Source organism: Williamwhitmania taraxaci (assembly GCF_900096565.1).
GTDB classification, from domain to species: Bacteria; Bacteroidota; Bacteroidia; order Bacteroidales; family Williamwhitmaniaceae; genus Williamwhitmania; species Williamwhitmania taraxaci.
Map to the genome: position 1 here is coordinate 1 of NZ_FMYP01000001.1, position 20,519 is coordinate 20,519.

Sequence of the window (20,519 nt, forward strand, 5' to 3'; positions counted from 1 at the left end):
AAAAAGGAAGTTGCAAACCATAGGGGGAGCGAAAAACGGAAGAAGTGACGCAAAGAAGGGCTATGTCGAACCAAAAAAATGGCAAAATATCCACCAAGCAAACCTAAATACGCTAAGATTTAAAACCTAGCAATCGACCTGCGGATTTAAGGTACAAGTAAAATCTTTTGAGTAAATATTATCCTGACCATCAATTGTAAGGTTAGGATAAAAAGCAAATGTTGACTGCGAAAGGATAGAGACAACACCGGAGGGAGTTATCTTAAGAATTCTAGTAAATCCATGAGGGTAAGTGGATGAAGCAACAAAAAGATTATCCTTGGAGTCTCTAACCATAGACTTGGGTTCACCGATGGACGCTTTGTAGCCCTGCCCCTCAACAAATTCATCCTTTCCCGATCCGGCAAAGGTGCTCACCCAGCCATCGTTGCCGTATTTTCGAATACGCCTATTATCCCTATCGGCAATGAAATATTCCCCCGTGCTGCTTTGGGCAATGCAAGTAGGTACATTATACTTCACAAAGCCACCAACACCATCCTCATACCCGCTCTTCCCAATTTCACCCGAAAAGGTTAAAACGCTGCTGCCATCGGCCTTCACTCGTCGGATGCAATGATTGCTGCCATCGGTAACAATGTAGTCACCCCCATTATCCACAATAATGCCCCTGGAATTACTAAACAAGGCAGTAGCACCATTTCCATCCTTACATCCATACACCCCTCTTTGCCCTGCAATGGTGATAAACTTGCCATCCTGACTAATTTTTATAATTGTATTACTCATGAGTGCAATTACGTTGTTGTTCCCATCAACTGTAATTTGATAAAGGTAATCATACTCAATTTTACCAAAATCGTTAAGTATCCCTGGGCAAGTCATAATAGTATACACCACGTAGGGTTCGTGCACGTAGTCGAACTTGCCACCGCTCGTGCTCTCGCTGCCCACCTTCACGGTAACCTCACCGGCTCCCGCCTTCTTGGGTACTAGCACCTTGAGCGAATCGTAGTAGGCCTTGGCAACCGTAGCCTCCATGCCGTTGAAGAGCACCTTGTTATCGGCGCAAACCTTGCTAAAGCCGGCTCCCTTTATGGTAACGGTATCGCGGTAGGTTCCAGTGAGCGGAGCTATGCTGCTAACCGCTAGCACCGGCTTTTCCACCGCCATCTTTACGGTAGGGGAGTAGCCTTGGCTTAGAGTTGTGCCACCGTAGTTTAAAATAGGTGTATCGCAAAGGCCAAACTGACCATGGATCTTAAAATAGTAGGTTGTTGATACGTCTAAGTTCTCCACCGTATCGGAGAACTCTACCTCAGTAACCCCATCCTTAATCCCTCGAATGTTCCAAGTTGTTTCCTTCTCGTGGCTAAAGGAGGTGTCGGTATCGAAGCAGGTCCAAAAGTCTATCTTTCTGTAGATGTAATTACCAGGTTCCCCAGAACGATCGTTAAGGTAAACAATCTTCATTTTGCAGCTAACCACGGCCATGCGCCCGGGTATCTGCTTAATGCCCGTAATTTCCCACTCAACCTGATCCCTCTTGTAGCCGGTTGTGCCGTCGTCCTTGTCGCACGACCAAAAGCCAAGCCCGATGGCTATGGCAAAAGTAAAAAAAAGTAGTCTTTTCATAGGTTTAATGGGCTTGCTGATAAATTTGACCAAACGGCGATATCTTGTGACAAAAATATACAAACTTTTGAACAAAATGCACTTGCGCAAAATAATTACGAATAATCCGTTACGGATTAAGCTTCCCATTGGTGAAATACCACAAATAAAATCAACAATTCCTAATTTTTTCAGGATCTAACTTCAACTACTCGAAGTAAAACTTTTTATCGATAAATACGCCCAAACCTGCACACCGATTCCTGCCATATGGTCCCCTAACGCTGACGGGAGAAGCTTCCGTGCTATTGGTCGGCACACAATACCGCCAGCAATAATACGACACAAGCAAGAAAGTCGCGTTGGAACCGTATTGAGCAGGCCAGAGTTGCAACAACAGCATGGCCCTTGCATTTAGATACTTTCAAGTTTTATTAACACTAGAAGGTTATACTAGAAAACAAGAAAAGGCAAGGTGCTACCTATTGTTTTGTCCATGAGTGAATACCACTATAGCGGTTGCCATGGTGGTTCGGAATCTTACCCCATTCCGCTAAATTGAATTCTGCTGCTTTTAGAATAGGCAAAAAGTGCATTTCGAGTGCATTCAATGTGCCCTCAAAGTGCGTTTTTTGTCCAAAAAAGTGCGTTCAAAGTGCGTTCAAAGTGCGATTTTGTTCGAAAAAGTGCGTTTTGGGCCAAAAATCGCTTAGGGGATTGATGCACCACGGTGTAATCCGCTCGCGGTTGGCTCTTTTCCCAACAAATAGTGCGTGCTCATGGACCTATTTACCACCTTCTTTTATTCGAAGAGAATGTTCTTACTTCCGTATTAAGTAATCGGCTATATCAAAACCGTTTTCGCGCTCTTCATCGGTGGCCACATTCTCCAGCAGCTCCGAAACGGTAACCTTCACCCCCATAAACCGTAAAAATTCAGCCTTCCGGGTCCAGCTTTTAAAGGCGGTGTCGCCGTTGAATGAGTTTGGTAGCGATAGATCAGGGTATAGAATTACCTGTCGTCCGATTAACGGTTTAAACTTAGCTGGGTTGGTTGCAGGGTTAAGCAGCTCAAGTCCTCCGGTCGCCAACCAAACTACGCTGTCGATAAAGCGAGAAGCAATGATGGCCGTCTTCTCGCTTTCAACAATTGCAACGCCCTTTTCCCTGTTCTCCTCTAGCCCCAACAGGTGTTCTCCGAACAGGCATTGGGATAGGTTGAAGCCCTTCAAACCCATTACCGCGTGGACCCAAGTCTGCTTTTTATGCTGTCGTTTACCTGTTTCGGAATTGTAGAGCATTACCTTACCCGACCGAACGTTGCTCTGCAAATCTACCTGCCAGTAAACCGATGCTCCGGCCCAGTGCTTAGATGTACCTACGTAGTATTTGGCCAGAATTGCTTCAGCCTCTTTCATGCCAACAAGGTTGCAAAGGAATAGGTAAAGATTATTCTCTGGGTAGTGGCTCATGGATTTGCTCAGTAGCGCCCAATTCATAAAAGAAGGGGGTATAACGGGTTTTGGTAGTGCCGACGTTATTCGCTCATTAGCATGCGCCCCTGGATTCTCCCGAATGTAATCCCCGTTGCTATAGGCATAGCCGCATTTATCCTTACGGTTGCAGATGCCAACATAGGGCGGTAGCCTTTCTCCGGTTTCGGGGTGAACATACCGCGTAAACTCACCCGCCCGATTACACTTTGGGCAAGTAAAACGGCTTTTCTTTCCGCTGTATTTTTCTAAGGTAAACTCGATTGGATTTTTCATTTTATCTGTTCTATGTGACCTTGAATTACTGTCGAAGTGTTCTTTTTATAATGCTTACTATCTTTTACTTACACTGATTAGAACACTTAGAACACATAGAAATCAATAAAAGAGGTAAGCAATATTGAAAAGGACAAACAACTGGTCATTTGTACTCATTTTCAAGGTGTTTACCAAAATGCACCCATCGAACACTGGTGGATCTACTCGAGGAATACTTTCCGCCGTAAGCTTCACAGTACTGCCTTAGGTGTCTTAAAAAATTCCTATCCGATGAAAACCGCTTATTTCCCTCATAATCTGGATTCAGCTTAATGAATTCGCTCTGAACATCGTCCTTTTTAAAATCCTGATTCCACTTAAGCTCCCCGGCACTAAACTTATCATCGAGAAACTCCACAAAGTCCATGGAGGTAGCATCGACGAGCTTTCGTTTCTGGAGGTTTATCTGAGCGGGCTCCCGTAATCCATTCCTAAGGAAATAGCACGCGCTGAATGCCATAAAATTGTCAAACAAGTTCCACTGGGCTGCATTCCAACCCGAGAAAAACCAATGCCCAAACTCATCGGCTGGACTATACGTATTGCTGTAGTGCTCGGCCACCTCATACTCTAAAACCCTATCCTGAGCGCTGGTGCCTTCCACGTTGAGTGTCTTGTTGGAGGATATTATCATTTTGGGCCGAATTTTGAAGGGCTGCTTATTCTTCTTTTCAACCTGAAGGCCTTCGGTAATGTCGTTAAATACGTTTTCGGGCTGAAAGTTCCGCCGAACGTCGTTCAGGCACACGATCTGAGACTCCATATCCGCAGTTTGGTACTTGTGCTTGTTGGCAGGGTCGAAATCCTTCCCGTTAATCTCCGCGTAATTCCGAATCTTGCCTAAGCCTTGGCAGAACAGCGTTTTTCCGCTCCGCCCATCGGCCTTGTCTGAGATTTTGCTGTCAGTCAAGATAATTGCTTTTAGCTTATAGTCGAAGTGGCAATGCAGCATGTATCCGGCAATGGCACAAAGCGAATAAAACCGATCCATTCGGCTTCCAGCTATCCGGAACATGAACTTAGCAAAGTATCCGAAGCTGTCAACCAACTCTTCCCCGCTACCAAAGGTTTTCTCCCACTCCATGGGGGTAAAGACCCTATCCAACAGCTGTTTTTTCCAGATCACCCCAGTAAGATGCTTATAGTCGAGCAGCGCGATACCTTCCGCGCTACACCGAACAACACCATTAGCATAGTAAATGAAGCACTCCGTTGCAGTATCTGTTTGAAACTGAATGGGTTTATCCGGGTAGAGTAGCGAGAGCCTACTATCGGAAAAAAGGGTGGTGTTGCACCGATGAATCTTCTCGATGATCATATCCCGAAGAACACCTTCAAGCGGTTGGTGCTCCTTTTCAATATACGCCAGAAAGATGTGCTGAATCTTGCTCGTGCTAACCTCCTCCAGTATATTGTCGGTTAACCGAACGTAGGTGGGCTGCTTGGAGTCATATAGTAGCATAAAACCCATTGATTTCAGTAGATCCGTAAATGCACGGTATAGCAGCTTAATGTCCTTTACCTTTTTATCCCTATCGTAAATTGGCTCATAGAAGATTTCGGAAGGCTTAGCCTTTTCCCCTTTTCCTGTGTTTTGATCAATATCTGCAGACAGCGCTTCGGTGAATTTTCGAACATTATTGACAGGACGGGGCTTTGTGGGGGTTTGGGCTTCAGTTAACAGGTGATTCATACGTACATATCTCCAATGCTCTAATGGTTACTAGTTTTTTGGCAAGAAAATGTGCCTTGCCATGCGGAATAGTGGGTAAAGAGAACATGGGGAATACCGCTCAACTTTTGGCTCCAAAGAAGAGCCTCATCGATGAACAGGTAAACCCCATGTAATCCGAGAATTTCTTCCTAAGGATGTTAGTTCCGGTTAGTGGAATTGATAGGTTCTCGAAAAATGCTGCACCGATAAGAGGTATAGGCTTGGGAGAATGGCAAACTCAATGTAAGAGCAGCGTGGTAATGGCGGTGGGAGAGGTTTGAGCGTAGCACTGGCACCATAATTATTTTAGGCCTTACGCTTTTCGTTTCTATTTTCTTCATAACTTTGTGCTTCATTTTCGAATGAATATTGATTTAGAATTGCTTAGGGGCTGTGGGGCAGCCCCTTTTTTTATGGGGTTACAGGTAGGCTTATCCATTCTTTAGCATGTAATTGGCCGCATCTTGCTCAATTGCTGCTGCGGTCTTTACGGGATTTTGGCAAAGCCAAGCATCCAGCTCAACGCGATTGAAGTAAAGCATTTTCCCTCTTGGCTTGTAGTGTCTTATTTGCCTTCTCGAGGTTAACTTGTAGAGATGCCCTTTGGAAACGCCCATATAGGCCACCGCCTCGTTGAAGGTTAAAACAGTTTTTTGGGAGACCAGCAATTCCTCAATTCTTCCGAGCTGCTCAGTAATTTCCTTAATGTCATTCATTGGTTATTGTTGCTTGGTTAATACTTGGCAAATATCTGCTTTATTTTCCTGTTTTTGATTTTGATCAACCAAAACCGCTCTGACCTACAGGTTGTTAAAAAACTCAAAAACAACCGTTAAGACTCGTTAAGTCCCGTTAGCGTCTCGTGAGCGGGACTTTAAAGACCCAATAACAACCGCTACCAACCGGAGAAATTATTATCTATCACTAATAATGCATGCGATAGTCGCTCATATACAGCAATATGCAGAGTTTTTTCTCAAAAAAGCCACACTTTCTTGTGATGATTCTGAAAATTGTTGATAACTTTTTTTCAACCCCCAATAATATTCGTCGTTGTATTCTTTTATCTTTTTTCATTACAAGGCCATTTAGTTGTGTATGGCTCTCTTCATCAGTGTTCTCAAAATATACTTGTTCTCCATGAACTCAAACGAGGTTTTCTTCTGTTTTTTCCACTCAGGTGCAAATCTTAGCGCATAAATAAATGTTGGTCGAAATGTCTTTGGCTGTATCGGAGTTTGGACATTATCTGCAATTCAATGTGAATACCAACATGAGCGTTAAAAATTGCTAGTGAGCATTTTGTTTAAAACTCAACTTCTGGCAATCCGTTTACTGCTTGCATTTTCTTTTCATCAACCGCTCGGGTGTAAACTTCTACATGCTTTAACCCCGAATGCCCCAGCAGTGAGGCTACTGTTTTCACATCGGCCTTTACTTCCCCCAGTAGGTTCACGGCAAAACTATGCCGTGCACAGTGCCATGTGATGTTTTTTTTAATACCCGATCTCGCCACCCATTGCTTGAGGATCTTTAGCGCTCCGGTATGTGTTGGTAGGTTAAATATAATATCCTGTTGTTCCTTTTGCTCACCGATCAGTTTTAGCAGCATAGGGCTTATGGCCATTCTCACAATCGCGTTTTTCGAAGAGTGCTTCGTTTTAGATTGGCTGAATGTTAGCACGTTGTTTGCGAAGTCTATATTCTTGTAGGTTAATACCGAGACATCACACCACCTTAAGCCGCTGAACAGGCTAAACAAAAATGCCCGTTTTACTTCTCTGTTGGCACATTCAGCACCGGCAAGTTGCTCTATCTCTTTATAGGATAGAATTTCCTTTTTCAACCCCTCGTCCCTTGCCACCCTAATACCTTCGGTTGGGTTTTCAAAAAGGAGTTTATCCTTTCTCGCCTGGCTCACCACCCGCTTAAACTTGCTGAAGTAGTTGTAGGGCGTTTCACCGTTCAGCCCTTTTTGCATAAACTCTAAATAGCCCTTGCAAATCCTTTCATCCAGTTGTTTTGGCTTAAGAGTTGTAATGTTTTGGGATTCTAGGTATTTCACAAACCATATCTTCGAGTACTTTACAATCCTTAGATCCTTATGGGGATAGTCTGCAACAAACTTTTCAAAGTATGCAACAAAATCAACCCCCTTTTTGAATGCGGGCGTAAACTCATAGTCTTGCGCTTGCAGCTCAAGTTCTCTCTTGGCCCTAATGCTTTCCGCAAGTAACTTTGTTTGCTTGTTCTTTTGCCTTATTTCTGTGGATTTGGGCGGTTCCAAAGTCAATCCGAGATACTCCTTATACCGTTTTCCGTTGGTTGTAATATCTAAGAATAGTGATCTTACTCCACTTTCTTTTCCGTTCTCCCTTAGTTTTACGCCCATGGTTATGTTTTTTATAGTTCTTTGTTATTCTAGTTACACAAAGATAATAAAAATATAAATAACGGGGGACAGTCCGGGGGACAGTTATTATCATAACATGGCATTATCAAGAGAAAGGATGCCTTCTCTAAAAACCTTTAAACGCTTGGTGTGTATGCTTTTGTTGTATTTTTGTTTTCTCTTGTTTTGCAGGTTCGAGTCCTGTTCCCGCAACTCTTTTTTATTCATGAATTGAAGTATTAATTGGCAAGGTATCTGTTATTATTCAATTTGGATGTAGATAAATAAGAAAAAAGCCTTGAGGTTTATTCCTCAAGGCTTTGCCAGATGAAAAAAGTGCTACTTATTCAGCAAACTTTTAAAATCGTCACCCGATGGGTTTTGGAACACCTTAAGCTCAAATTCAGGAATTACGGCAAGCATATGGTCGAATATATCGCTCAGATTAGCCTCGTAGAAAATCCATCTTTTCTCTTTTGAGAAACCGTAAATTTCCATGGCGATACCTTTTTCGGAAGGCTCGAGCAAGCGCACCATAAGCGTGGCATCGGTATTTATGTTCGGGTTCGATTGCAAATATAATTCCAGGTATTTGCGAAAAACACCAAGGTTGGTAAGTTGTCTCCCATTTACATCTACAGACTTGTCGATGTTATTGCTCTCGTTGTATTTTCTGAGTTCGGTCTCCATATCCTCAATATATGTGCGAAGGATTTGGATGCGCTTTAGCTTTATGAGCAATTCGGGTGAGCAGAATTTTACACTTGTAACGTTAATCAGTACCGAACGCTTAAATCTGCGGCCATCGGATTGTTCCATGCCGCGCCAGTTGGTAAACGATTCGCTCACCAGCGCGTAGGTTGGAATAGTGGTAATGGTTCTGTCCCAGTTTTGAACCTTAACGGTGGTAAGGTTTATCTCCATCACATTTCCATCGGCTTTGCGGGAGGGCATTTCAATCCAATCACCAATCTTTAGCATATCGTTGGCCGATAGTTGGATGGAGGCTACGAATCCGAGAATGGTATCCTTGAAGATAAACATTAGGATAGCTGCCGATGCGCCCAACCCGACTACTATGCCACCGGGATCTTTACCTATTAGTAAGGCAATAATCACGATGCCGCCAAAGAAATAACTGAGTATTTTGGCAATCTGGAGGTAACCCTTTATGGCTCTTTCCTTGGATACTGGCATGGTTTGATATACATCATGGGCGGCATCCAAGAAGGCATCGAGGGTAAACAGCCCAACCATGATCATGTAACAAGTTGTTAAGGTCTGGATTACCTTGATGTATACGGGAGCAATATCCTCTAGGGCAATAGGGATGAGAAAATATACCACTATGGCTGGAGCCATGTGAGCGAATTTATGGAAAACCCTTCGTTCAATAAGGAAGTCGTCCCACTCTGTTTTGCTTTTTTTTGCAAACCGAATTAAGGTACTTAATATGATCTTTTTAACAAGGAAATCGGCAATGAAAGCAATAAGGCCTATTGCGGCTAGGGCAATTAGTATCTTCAGGAGAATGATAATCGAACTGCTGATGGCAAAGGTGGTAATCCACTTTTCCAACTTCTCCATTAAGGCATAATTACTTGTAATAAAAAGTAGGTTTCTCATTTTATAATTCTATTCGTTTTGGAAAGCAAAAATAAGTATATCTTTCAGAGGTTGCAATTATGAATGCCATAATAGACTAAAATGATCAAGGATGCATGATTATTCGATTTGTAGGGACTTCTTTCCTGCACCTTTTGTTTGAACGATGATAGCGGTGGATGCGATTTACAAATAATATAACTATTTGATTTATGAGGTGGATTATACTTTCTTTCGCGGCACTTTGTAGCGGGGCTTGCTATGGACAATCCGTTAGTTTTGCCGATTATTTTGAGACGACAACTGCCCTGCGGATCGACTTTTCCCTTGCAGGAAATGCCCAAACCCAAACGGCATACTTCGATGCGGCATATAGCGAAGTTGTGTGGGGTGGCAATCCTTCAAATACGGTAGAATCCTATTCCTACGGGGAATACTCCTTTAAAGTATTCGATAAAGAGACCAATACGCTCATTTTTTCGAAGGGATTCTCCTCGCTTTTTCAGGAGTGGAGAACAACCGAGGAGGCAAAGTTGGTTGCTCGGGCATTTACACAGAGTGTCAGGATACCTCGACCTATCAAACCTTTTAAAATTGAGATTAGCGAACGACGAAAAGTAGATGGACTTTTTTATGCCATGTTCTCAATGGATCTCGATCCCAAATCGATTTTCATTAATGGCGAAAAACGGCAGAAGTATCCGGTGGCAGAGTTGCAAAAGATGGGCGATCCTGACAAGAAAGTCGATTTGGTAATTATTGCAGAGGGTTATCAAAGCGGAGAGATGGATACCTTTGTTGCCGATGCCAATAGGTTGATAGATTATATGTTTCAATATGAGCCATATAAAACCAATAGAGGCAATTTTAATATTTGGCTAGTGAAGTCCAATTCGCAAGATTCTGGGCCGGATAATCCTGGAAAGAATCAATGGAAGAGCACTGTTGCCGGTTCCACCTTTTATACTTTTAATGAGGAGCGGTATCTCACTACTTTCGACTATAAATCCATTGCCGACCTTATTACCGGAGTTCCTTGCGATGCCGTTTATGTCCTTGTTAACTCCGAAAAGTATGGTGGAGGAGGTATTTTCGGCTATTACGCGTTAAGTTCTTCTCGGCATGCTTCTTCTCCTCAGGTCTTTATTCACGAATTTGGGCATAGTTTTGCTGGACTTGGCGATGAATATTTCGATTCCTCGACACCTTATGGCGATTTCTATAACTTGAAGGTGGAGCCGTGGGAACCCAACATTACTACCATGGTGAACTTTGCGAGCAAGTGGAAGGATATGGTAGCAGTGACAACTCCAATTCCCACTCCGGCAATGGATGCAAATGCCGATATCATTGGCCTTTTTGAAGGGGGAGGCTACATGACTAAGGGAATTTTTCGACCCATGCAGAAATGCCGCATGCGAACCAATGTGGCCAAAGGGTTTTGTCCGGTTTGCCAAAAGTCCATTGAAAAAGTAATACAGTTTTACTGCAAATAGTGGTCTTCATCCTTTCTAACGAAAGTCATCCCTTACGGATGGCTTTTGTTAGTATGTTGATTCCAATTCTTGGATTTCGATTCGTAGTTCTCGAGACATTCGTAAGTCGGATGGGTAGAAAAACACCATAATGAATGCACCTAGGATTGCTTCGAGTTGAAGCACGTTGGATCCGGTAAGGAAAAAAGATATTGTGAAAAGGACGGAAACCGATTCAACTATTAAGTTCCGAATAATGGCAGCCGATCGATAGGCGATTAGTTTCTCATTCAGTGGTTTCCTCTCGGCACGTTTCATCTCTCTTTCGAAACGATAGTAGCTAAGAAAGGCTGCAGGAAGGCACGCAGCACTTACACCCCAAAACATGACTGCCTCAAGTACTTTGTCGGTAAATTGGTACCATTCGTAGATGTAGGAGGGTATGCCAACAATTGTTAGTCCAATGATCATCTGTATGATAGAGATAATCCGAATTCGTCTAACTTCTATTTGGACAGAAGGCATGAACGTTTATTTTGGTTGAAGATTCCTCAAAAGGGAGTATCTTCATGTTTATTCTTTGTATTTTCCAAAAAAAGGATTACACCCTTTCGGTTGTAATCCTTTTAACCCAAAAACTACTACTAACTACTAAACTACTGCTGCTGATACGGCAAATTTTACCGTTTGGTTTCCTCTACTTTTGTGTTTTTAAGCACATAGTCATTTATCTGGCGTAGGCCAACTTTGGGGTTGGCAATAACGTTGCAGCCATTGATGCATCCACCCTCACACGACATCACTTCAACCAAGTTACCCTGTGGGTTCTTTGTCAGTGATTTAAGTATTCGGATATTGGCCTGGTCGATACCATTAATTACAAGCCCTTGGAGTGGAAAACCTTCAGGAAGTTTTGCTTTTACACAAGCAGCAACACCTCCGCTGGCGGCAAAACTATTGGCCAAAGCATTTATTTTTTTATTGGGTTCGATTGGTTCGCACCTATCTATATCAATTCCGTTGGCCACGAGCATCGCTCCGAACTCCTCAAAGCTAAGCACACAGTCTATATTTGGATTGTGAAAAGCTTCAAAGCGTTTAGCGGTGCATGGTCCAATAAATACAATTACGGCGTCAGGGTGTTGTTTTCGGGCCATCTCGGCCGTAATTGCCATTGGACTTGGGGTATGCGAAACGAATGGTTTGAGCTCTTCGATATGTCTGTTCACCAAATTTACATAGGAAGGACAACAGGAGGTAGTCATAAAGGATTGTCCTTCTGCAAGCTTTTCCTGAAGTTCGGCTGCCTCCCTTATAGTGGTTTCTTCGGCGCCCCAAGCAACCTCGTATATATGGTCAAAGCCAACTTGCTTAACACCACCCAAAATCTTACCATAATCGGCCTTGAATTGAGCGATTATGGCGGGGGCAACTAAGGCAACCAACTCTTTTCCGTTACGCTTCTTTGTGGCAATCTCTACTAAATGCGACTTTTCCATAACCGCACCAAATGGACAGGCTACCACGCATTTACCGCACTGGATACACTTTTCGTTGTCGATAACTTCAATGCCTGCCTCATTCTTGGTGATGGCTCCTACTGGGCACGACTCTTCGCAGGGTACAGGGGTATATATAATTGCATGAAAAGGACATACCTTTTGGCATATGCCGCAATTCACGCACTTATTGTGTTCAATATTTGCTTGGTTATTGCTATCAAATGATATGGCATCTTTTGGGCAATTCACCTCGCATGGGCGGGCCACGCAGCCACGACACATATTCGTAACCACATAGTTTACCTTTACGCACGAGCTGCATGCTTCATCTACCACGGTGAGCATAACATCGGTTTGCTCGGTACGGTCGATTGCCAGCTGAGCGTAGTGGCTAAGCGGAGTTAATTCATCGGTTTCGTCTTGTATATTGAAACCTAGAATAGCCATAGTCTTGTACTTAAGCACCGCTCTGTCCTTATGCACACAGCATCGGCTATAGCCACTTTTCCGTGGCCGCATTTCAAGAGGAATTCGATCGATCTTTTCAACGAGCTGATTCTCGCTCAATAGCTGTGCTATACGCGTCAGTAGTTCGCGACGTAAAATGGTTGCGTTATTGTTAACTGCCATGATACGCACCTCCCAACTCGTCCTTAATTGCAATCAATACTTTTTGTATGGTGGCTTCCGAGATACACTTTCCATTAACATCGGCAAAGGGAGCTCTTCCGTTGGCTGGATCGTTGCAATACCCGCTACAGGTAGATCCTTTAAAGTCGACTTGAGCCATGATTTCGGCCGGAATTCTCTCAGGGAGTAGCTGTAGGTCGGCTCCGCCCATGAGGTAGCAGAGGGTTCCTGTGCATACTTTAACGGTTACTTTCTTTTCCATAGTTCGGTTCATTTAACTCCAGCCTATATAAACTGAAGGTTTACTTCTTTTAAAAACTTTTCCTCCAACACTCGCACAATTCGTTTTATTACGTTTCGCCGTATTTCCAACTCAACGGGAAGGTTTGGATCTTGATGGGCATTGTTAATCTTGGTGCCAATCATAAAGTCGATAAGGTCGCTTTTGAGTAGCATTTTTGTAATATCTACAGCAGGTCCTTCGCCTGTAACGCCTGAAGATGTTAGTTCTTCGAGTATTTCAGCCACCTTTCCAATAGTGAGTATTCCCTCGGTTATAAGATCGATACCCTCCATGCGTGAGGCAGGTGGAAGCCCCGATTTATCGGGCATCATTCCAACATCGATGGGACGATTAAGCTCTCGGGAGATGATTTGAGAAGTAGTTCCTCCGCAAACAATCTTTTTTCCGGGATAGGAGTCAACCAAGTGGGCAAGGTATCCATCCTTATCTTCGCGAAAAGGTGGCCCAGAGCAAACCATTAAGCGGCGGGGTTCGCGAAAGTAACTTACCGCACAGCTAATATCGTCTTTGGGACAATATACGTCGTTAGCATTTGCCTTTTGCACCACCTTGCGAGCAAGATCATAGGCAGAAATGGTTTCATTTTCGGCAATACATTTCAGCACAAATTCCTCCACACCATCGTCTTCCCAACCAAACGGCATTTCGTTGGTGCCTATTCCTGCTTGGGTCACACCATCGGAAAACATTACCAGTCGATCTTCCTTTTCCATTCGAATTACCGATTGGAACATGCGTCGGTGCTTTTCGCTGCGCTCTTTTATGATGATCTCTTCCCGTTGAATGGACATTGAGGCACCATTACGAATGAGAAGGTATCTGGGGTTATCAAACTCCACGATTTTTGTTTCACCATCGGAGTCAATATCGGCAATGGTAAAGGTGGCATAGCTAATCATGCGCTTGCTATCTACTGGCAGCGTATCCATAATGGTAACTGCGGCTTTCTCCACCGGTACATTACAGGTAGTAAAGTTCACCGCCATGGAGGTGGTGAGCGTTGCCAGTACATTTGCTTTTACGCCACTACCCAGCCCATCGGAGAATGCAATTACAATGCGATCTTCGTTTTTAATTTTCCTGGATAGGAACACGTCACCGCATAGCTGGTTACCCTCCTTATTTAGCTGGAAGCACTCAACTTCTATATGGAAGTTACTGCTCTTCATCAGGCGAAAGCGTTTCGAGAATGGAGGAGAGCATGGCCTCTGTTTTGGAGGCATTTTCACCTAGTAGGTATGCGATTTTCTGCACGGTCTCCATGTTTTCCTTGATAACATCCTTAGTGCGGCGAGCAATTTCGTCGTTGCGCACTTCGGGAATGGTAAGGTCGCGTACCACTGCGCTTACGATCTTATGCTTTTGGATATTAAATACCGAGATTTTGAGCTTCTTTGAGCCCACCTTCACGTCGCGCTCCATTTGGTCTTCCCCCGTATTCAAGGCAGCGGCCAGCATTTTATGGAAAGGAACAAGCTTTTCGGCCACCGCGCCCTCTAGTCCTGGATTGGCATCGAAGATCATTTCAGTTTCGGCTCCGAGCATTGTTGCAAAGTTACGGTTGGCTTCAATAACCCGCATTTTGTCATCAACAATAACTACCCCAGAAGGAATTTTCTGGAGTAATACCGTGGCTTTATCGTGGGCCACTTTGCGCATGTAGGATACGCACATGCTTCGCTCGGCGTTGCCGAGAATCATGGCAATGGCAAACTCTTTGCAGCTATCGTAACCACATCCACTACAGTTGAGCTCATCCTTTGATGATAGTTTTCCGACAGCGCTTAAGGCTTCTGCAATCTCCTTGGAACTAAATTTCCGGACGGGTACAGGTTTAATCTCTATGAATTTGCACGAAATATCTCCTGCCTCCATGCTAATAGTTGGGTTTTTAATTGTTTTTGATGCCAAAGGCACTCGGTTAATAACGTGATAGCGTTTTACCGCAAGTGATTCTTTGCTGCGAGTTCCTGGACCCGAAATACAACCGCCATTACAGGAGAGCAACTCAAGAAATAGGGTGTTGTTTCCATTGTAGATATCGATATCCTTTAGAGCATCAGTAATGCCTCTGCTGCCAGAAAAGGTCATAAAGGAAATATCAGTTGCGGTAGCATCTTCCTTAATGCCGGATATCATACCACCATCGATGGGATAAAGTGTTCCTAATCCAGAATGAACCGGCTCGAACAATCCAGGTTCAGTTTCATTCGGTAATTCAACGTAAAGGTTTATGCCTTCATCTTCAATCCATTGTGCTAAATCCTTAAAGGTGAGTGCAACCTCCACAATATCTTGGTTTTTATCGGATTCAATCTTTTTGGCAATGCATGGTCCAAAGAAGATAACCTTCGCATCGGGACCATACCATCTCTTTAAAAGCGCACCATGAACCATCAGCGGGGACACCACCGGAGTTAGGTATTGAACGTATTGGGGGTAATATTTGATTATTAGCTCAACAACCGAAGGGCAAGCAGTGGAGATGGCAACCTTATGTTTCCATGCCGCATCGTTGAGCAGTCTGCCTGTCTCTTTTGATACCACCTCGGCACCCAACGATGTTTCAGAAACAGCGGTAAAACCAATAAATTTTAGGGCATTAACCATTCTCTGTTCCGACACTCCGGGAAAGTCTGCAACCCAAGAGGGTGCGATGGAGGCAATTACTTTGGAATCTTCATCAAGAATTAGCTTAGCCAAGGTAAGGTCGTTTCTTACTTTTTTTGCACCCACTGGGCAAATCTCGGTGCAGTGACCACAGAAGATACATAGCTCCTCCACGATGGATGCGCTGCCGTCCTCAATCTTAATTGCCTTTACCGGACATTCGCGGACGCACTTGTAGCAGTCTTGGCAATCGTTCTTCTCGGTATATATTGGCTTGGAGTAGTTCATGGCTACAACAGTTTCTTTTCCAATATAGAAATTATGGTATCGGGGCTAACCTCCTTTAATATTTCACCATTTATTACCACAATGGGGCCTTCGTTGCATAGGCCGAGACATAGTTTCCCTTTAAAGGTAAGATTCGCCTTTAAGTTATTTTGCTGAATATATGACTTTATAACCGCTAAGGTCTCCTGGTTTCCTCTTGAATAGCAAGAACTTCCGAGGCAGATCATAATTTCGTTTTTCTGTTGCATGGCGATTACATTAAATACTGGTTTCCGGAAGATGCTTTAACATCCGGGTGAAGCGATCATTTATTCTGGCAAAGGTAGCTTTGATATCGGATTGAATTAGCGAGTTCTCGAGAATGATCCCCTGTGGAACGGTTACGTCCTTCAGGGAGAAGTTCCAGATTACCCGAATGCCGGACTCGACAAGGAGGTCGGCGGTTTTCTGTGCTTGGTCGGCTGGGGTAGCTATTAATCCCAGCGAGATGTGCATTCGGTCGGATAAGGTCTGAATCATTGTAGGATCGAGTACCTTGATACTCTCAATCTCGGTTCCTATAAGGGAAGGCTTTACATCAAAGGCCGCCACTATTCGCAGACCGCACTCTTTAAATCCATTGTATTGTAGCAGCAGGTTGCCCAAGCGACCAGTGCCCACCAGAAAGGCCTCATTGATGCTATGGTAGCCTAAGGCCACTTCCAGTCCATCGATGAGCATTCCAACGCTAAAAAATTGGCGAACCCCATCGCTAATCTCTAACATTGTTAAGTCATTGCTGATATCGGTGGTTTGAAATCCAAGGCTTTCGGCTATATGCTCTACCGACACGTCGGTTTTCCCTTTAATCTTGAGCAGCCTTGTAAAGCTTAGCAGCCTGTTCATTCTCGCGAACAAATCTTGTGGAATTACCACCATGCCTTTTTCTTCTCTTCCGATTGTCATTACTTTGGGGTATTTGGAATAGATTGGCTATTTGTTGTATGGATTGATGAAAGTTTATTGATCTGGTAATCAAATATTACTGTAGTGGGCTTTACCCAACTCTTGCTAGCATATAGGATCGGAAAAAAGTCCCCCACCCAACGAATTGGGAGAGAGACCTGACTTATTTTTAGGAGAAACAAGTTCGGTAAGGAAGGCTCCCCGCTTAAGCGAGCGGGGAGATTCTTCAAGTCTACTTCAACTAACCTATACATAACCAAAACATATCTGGTTAAATAGTTATAGTAATTTGCTAGCAATGTATGTGCCATTAATTGTAAGTAACAATAATTCAGTGATGTAATATTCTTGCTCTTATTTGTGTGAGCAAGTTTTTATGATGATGTGTGCATATTCTGAACAAGAAAACGTAGCTACCGGTGTCATAAAACGAAACACGTGTGCAAAAATAAGACATTTTGATAAATGGTGAAAGAAACAACTAGGTTACTTGCATGTTTTTCTTTGGCAATTTACTGCTAAATCAATTTGTTTGGTTTAAAATGTTCTCGTTGCATCCAATTTCTCGAAAGAATTACTCTCCCAGTTCATATTTTTTCATCTTTAGGTATAGGGTGTTGCGGCTAACTCCCAGTGCTTTTGCAATGTGGGAGATATTTCCCTTTAGTGCGGTTAGGGCGTTGGCAATCGCCTCCTTTTCCATCTGTTCGAGCGATCGGATGGGCTTGGCTGTTGGGGCTTGAGGGCCAAGTGTCGATTCCGATAAGCGGGGAGAGAAGGTCCCGGCTAAATCGGCTACCTCGGCATTGCCATCGAAGTTCACCAACTTCTCGATAAAGTTCTCCAGTTCCCGAATATTGCCGGGCCAAGGGTGACGCAGCAGCTTTTGGTATAGTTCGTTGGAGACTTCAGGGACAGACTTCTTAAGTTTAAGCGCTTTTGTGTTCAGAAAATACTTAATAAGTAAGGGTATGTCCTCCTTGCGATCCTTGAGCGGTGGGAGTGTAATGGGTATAACGCTGAGGCGATAGTAAAGATCCATTCGGAAGCGCCCTTCGTCTACCTCATTCTTTAGGTTGCGGTTGGTAGCAGCAATAATTCTTACATCTACGGGGATCTCCTTTTCGCCACCAACACGGGTGATTTTTCCTTCCTGTATGGCCCTTAGCAGTTTCACCTGCATGTCGATGGGCATTTCCCCTATTTCGTCCAAAAAGATGGTGCCGTCGTTGGCGAGTTCAAACTTACCCGGTTTTCCACCTCTGCGGGCACCGGTGAAAGCGCCATCCTCGTAGCCAAAGAGTTCACTTTCCATTAGGGTAGAGGGGATTGCACCACAGTTTACGGCAACAAAACTGGCTTTACTGCGGGTGCTGGCGGAATGAATGGCTTGAGCAAGTACCTCTTTTCCCGTTCCGCTCTCGCCAAGGATGAGAACAGTGGAGGGACTGTTGGCGATGGCCTTGGCATAATCTACCACTCGACGCATGGTATCGGAGTTGAATATCATCTCCTCAAAGGTGTAACGTGCCTTCATGCCCGAGAACTTACTAATAACCGAGTAAACCCGTTTGAATTCTCGATAGGTAATAATAACTCCGGTAAGGCCTTCGTCTTGAGGATTTCGGATGGGGAGTGCATTCACCACAAACTTTTCCTTGCCCGAAGTCGTGTTAAACTCTATCTCTTCATCGAGGATTTTGTCGCCGCTGGTTAGAACATCCAAGATACTTGGCCATCCGGGCAAAAGAGTAGTAATATTATCGAAGGTGTCTAGTGCTGAGGCAGGGTAACCGAGCATAGTAACACCTATCTTGTTAATTTTTTGAACATGACCATTGATATCGCAGGAGATCAGCCCATATGATAGATTATCGACAATAGAGGAGAGGGCAAGGGAGGTTTCGGAGAGCTCTGCTTCCACCGTATCGCTCTGTAGCTGGTTTTCCACCGATTTTACGGCGGCCACCACCAAGCCCAGGGTATGGGGATGCACCAGTTCGCTACTTCCTGTCAGGTTGATTACCCCAAGGATGTTTCCTTCAGTATCGTGAATGGGGGCCGCGGAACAGGTCCATTGGTGGTAGGCTGTAATAAAGTGTTCCTTGGCGGTAATTTGAATGGGTGAGTCTTCGCTGAGGGCTGTTCCCATGGCGTTGGTTCCAATAGATGCCTCATCCATATACACGCCGGGGCTCATCTTTATCGACTGAGCCGCCTTTACGACCTCCTTGTCGCCAAAAAGGCTCAGGATGCAACCTTTACCATCGGTAAGCACCGCAATAAATCCGGTATCTTCAAGGAAATCATAAAGATTTTTGAGAATCGGTTTTGCGACTTCTAGTAGGGAATGGTTCTCCTTCAAGCGTTCTCGAAGCTGCGCCTCGGAAAGAATCTTTCTCGAAACAACCTGGTTGATATCCACACCCAACCGTTTGCTACGCTCATGTGATCCTTTTACAATCTCTTCTTGTCGTTTTGCCATCATGGTATTGTTGGTCTGAGTGCCAGTTTGAAATCGGAGAATAACTGGTGGGGCTCATTGCTCATGTGCATGGAGCAAGTAAACAATCAAATATGGGGCACAAGTTCGTAATTTTAAATAATTTTACCAGTACATAACTATATGTTCTACGCCATTGAATCGGACAATTGAGCTAACGGAGGATGGGTCTTCTACCTTTTTCTCTGAACTTTACGGGCAGCATTACCATTCTATACATGGGGCTATACAGGAGTCGAAGCATGTATTTATCGATGCGGGCTATAACTGTATGGCGCATAAATCGCACATCACCATTTTCGAAATGGGGTTTGGAACAGGCTTGAATGCACTGTTGACGTTATTGCAGGCGGAGCAAATGGCCCAAAATGTGGACTATTATGCCGTGGAACTATATCCCATACCCGCTGAAGAGGCCTGTAAGGCTAACTTTTCGGAGCAGTTGGGCGTTGCAGTAGATCGGTTTAGATCCTTGCATAGTGCCGAATGGGACAAAGCAGTAGCAATAGACAATCGGTTTACGTTGACAAAGATCCAGGGCGATTTAGTAAACCTCGAATTGCCATTGGGGATCGATTTGGTTTACTTTGATGCCTTCGACCCTGAGGCCCAGCCGGAATTATGGTCGGAAACGATCTTTAAAAAATTGTATGAGGCCATGAGTAATGAAGGAGTGTTGGTTACCTACTCCTCGAAAGGAATAGTGAAGCAGGCACTTCGGGCGGCAGGATTTTTTGTGCAGCGTCTTTCCGGACCTCCCGGCAAGCGGCATATGGTAAGGGCTATAAAACGGGAGCATGAATAGAATTCAGTGCGAGAAGCGCATGGTTAGACTCATGATTGAGTTCTATTGTAGGAAGGAGCACCACACCAAGAAGCCTTGCTCGGAGTGTCTCACTCTAATTGATTATGCTCATAAGCGGTTGGATCGTTGTAAGTATGGTAACCAAAAACCATCTTGCGGCAGCTGCACCACGCATTGCTACCGAAAAACAGAGCAGGAGCAAATTCGCAGGGTGATGCGCTATTCTGGTCCGCGAATGGTGCTTTATCACCCTATCGCCTCCCTTAAGTATGTCATTTTTAGATGGATTTTTGCGCTGCATCTATCCCATTAACAGACTTT

18 protein-coding genes are annotated in these 20,519 nt (G+C 44.1%); 4 read left to right on the forward strand and 14 right to left on the reverse strand.

From position 1 onward, the window contains the following. Window positions 1-126: 126 nt before the first annotated feature. The 3 genes from BLS65_RS00005 to BLS65_RS00015 form a co-directional block, all read right to left on the reverse strand. A complete protein-coding gene (locus BLS65_RS00005; protein ID WP_170829944.1) occupies window positions 127-1,635 on the reverse strand; it encodes an IPT/TIG domain-containing protein in 1,509 nt (502 codons plus the stop codon). 800 nt (window positions 1,636-2,435) lie between these two features. Further along, entirely contained in the window at window positions 2,436-3,383 is a 948-nt protein-coding gene (locus tag BLS65_RS00010; protein WP_092433866.1) for a DUF6371 domain-containing protein, read from the reverse strand. A gap of 145 nt (window positions 3,384-3,528) precedes the next feature. Next, on the reverse strand, window positions 3,529-5,118 hold the full coding sequence (locus BLS65_RS00015) for a primase-helicase family protein (protein WP_092433869.1): 1,590 nt from the start codon (window positions 5,116-5,118) through the stop codon (window positions 3,529-3,531). Window positions 5,119-5,141: 23 nt separating this feature from the next. Here BLS65_RS00015 and BLS65_RS18870 point away from each other — a divergent pair, with 23 nt between their 5' ends. Beyond that, a complete protein-coding gene (locus BLS65_RS18870) occupies window positions 5,142-5,273 on the forward strand; it encodes a hypothetical protein (protein ID WP_262507972.1) in 132 nt (43 codons plus the stop codon). Between the two features lie 297 nt (window positions 5,274-5,570). On the opposite strand, the gene BLS65_RS00020 is transcribed toward BLS65_RS18870, so the two are convergent. The 3 genes from BLS65_RS00020 to BLS65_RS00030 form a co-directional block, all read right to left on the reverse strand. Further along, window positions 5,571-5,855, reverse strand: a complete 285-nt coding sequence (locus BLS65_RS00020; protein ID WP_092433872.1) for a helix-turn-helix domain-containing protein — start codon at window positions 5,853-5,855, stop codon at window positions 5,571-5,573. Window positions 5,856-6,445: 590 nt separating this feature from the next. After that, window positions 6,446-7,531 (reverse strand): site-specific integrase, encoded by a 1,086-nt coding sequence (locus BLS65_RS00025; RefSeq protein ID WP_092433875.1) that lies wholly within the window; start codon window positions 7,529-7,531, stop codon window positions 6,446-6,448. Window positions 7,532-7,870: 339 nt separating this feature from the next. Continuing rightward, window positions 7,871-9,157: a mechanosensitive ion channel family protein gene (locus tag BLS65_RS00030; protein WP_244500644.1), complete on the reverse strand. Its 1,287-nt coding sequence runs from the start codon at window positions 9,155-9,157 to the stop codon at window positions 7,871-7,873. A gap of 191 nt (window positions 9,158-9,348) precedes the next feature. On the opposite strand from BLS65_RS00030, the gene BLS65_RS00035 reads away from it, so the two are divergent. Next, a complete protein-coding gene (locus tag BLS65_RS00035) occupies window positions 9,349-10,632 on the forward strand; it encodes a M64 family metallopeptidase (RefSeq protein WP_092433877.1) in 1,284 nt (427 codons plus the stop codon). Window positions 10,633-10,680: 48 nt separating this feature from the next. On the opposite strand, the gene BLS65_RS00040 is transcribed toward BLS65_RS00035, so the two are convergent. From BLS65_RS00040 to BLS65_RS00080, 8 genes are all read right to left on the reverse strand, one after another. Then, on the reverse strand, window positions 10,681-11,136 hold the full coding sequence (locus BLS65_RS00040; RefSeq protein ID WP_125869707.1) for a hypothetical protein: 456 nt from the start codon (window positions 11,134-11,136) through the stop codon (window positions 10,681-10,683). 155 nt (window positions 11,137-11,291) lie between these two features. Next, window positions 11,292-12,743 (reverse strand): monomeric [FeFe] hydrogenase, encoded by a 1,452-nt coding sequence (locus BLS65_RS00045; protein ID WP_092433885.1) that lies wholly within the window; start codon window positions 12,741-12,743, stop codon window positions 11,292-11,294. Then, window positions 12,733-13,005, reverse strand: a complete 273-nt coding sequence (locus BLS65_RS00050; protein WP_125869708.1) for an NADH-quinone oxidoreductase subunit NuoE family protein — start codon at window positions 13,003-13,005, stop codon at window positions 12,733-12,735. Before BLS65_RS00050 ends, BLS65_RS00045 begins: the two co-directional genes overlap by 11 nt. A gap of 23 nt (window positions 13,006-13,028) precedes the next feature. Then, a complete protein-coding gene (locus BLS65_RS00055; protein WP_092433890.1) occupies window positions 13,029-14,216 on the reverse strand; it encodes a SpoIIE family protein phosphatase in 1,188 nt (395 codons plus the stop codon). Next, the gene (locus tag BLS65_RS00060; RefSeq protein WP_092433892.1) at window positions 14,203-15,945 is read right to left on the reverse strand and encodes a [Fe-Fe] hydrogenase large subunit C-terminal domain-containing protein; all 1,743 of its coding nucleotides are present in this window, start codon (window positions 15,943-15,945) and stop codon (window positions 14,203-14,205) included. The genes BLS65_RS00055 and BLS65_RS00060 overlap by 14 nt, the downstream gene beginning before the upstream one ends. Before the next feature lie 2 nt (window positions 15,946-15,947). Beyond that, window positions 15,948-16,193 (reverse strand): (2Fe-2S) ferredoxin domain-containing protein, encoded by a 246-nt coding sequence (locus BLS65_RS00065; protein ID WP_092433893.1) that lies wholly within the window; start codon window positions 16,191-16,193, stop codon window positions 15,948-15,950. 10 nt (window positions 16,194-16,203) lie between these two features. Beyond that, window positions 16,204-16,890, reverse strand: a complete 687-nt coding sequence (locus BLS65_RS00070) for a redox-sensing transcriptional repressor Rex (RefSeq protein ID WP_092433896.1) — start codon at window positions 16,888-16,890, stop codon at window positions 16,204-16,206. 574 nt (window positions 16,891-17,464) lie between these two features. After that, window positions 17,465-19,378: a sigma-54-dependent Fis family transcriptional regulator gene (locus BLS65_RS00080; RefSeq protein ID WP_092433900.1), complete on the reverse strand. Its 1,914-nt coding sequence runs from the start codon at window positions 19,376-19,378 to the stop codon at window positions 17,465-17,467. Window positions 19,379-19,529: 151 nt separating this feature from the next. Here BLS65_RS00080 and mnmD point away from each other — a divergent pair, with 151 nt between their 5' ends. Both mnmD and BLS65_RS00090 read left to right on the forward strand, forming a co-directional pair. Beyond that, complete coding sequence (gene mnmD / locus BLS65_RS00085) at window positions 19,530-20,198, forward strand: tRNA (5-methylaminomethyl-2-thiouridine)(34)-methyltransferase MnmC2 (protein WP_092433902.1); 669 nt, start codon at window positions 19,530-19,532, stop codon at window positions 20,196-20,198. After that, on the forward strand, window positions 20,191-20,511 hold the full coding sequence (locus BLS65_RS00090; RefSeq protein WP_092433904.1) for a nitrous oxide-stimulated promoter family protein: 321 nt from the start codon (window positions 20,191-20,193) through the stop codon (window positions 20,509-20,511). The genes mnmD and BLS65_RS00090 overlap by 8 nt, the downstream gene beginning before the upstream one ends. Window positions 20,512-20,519 lie beyond the last annotated feature (8 nt).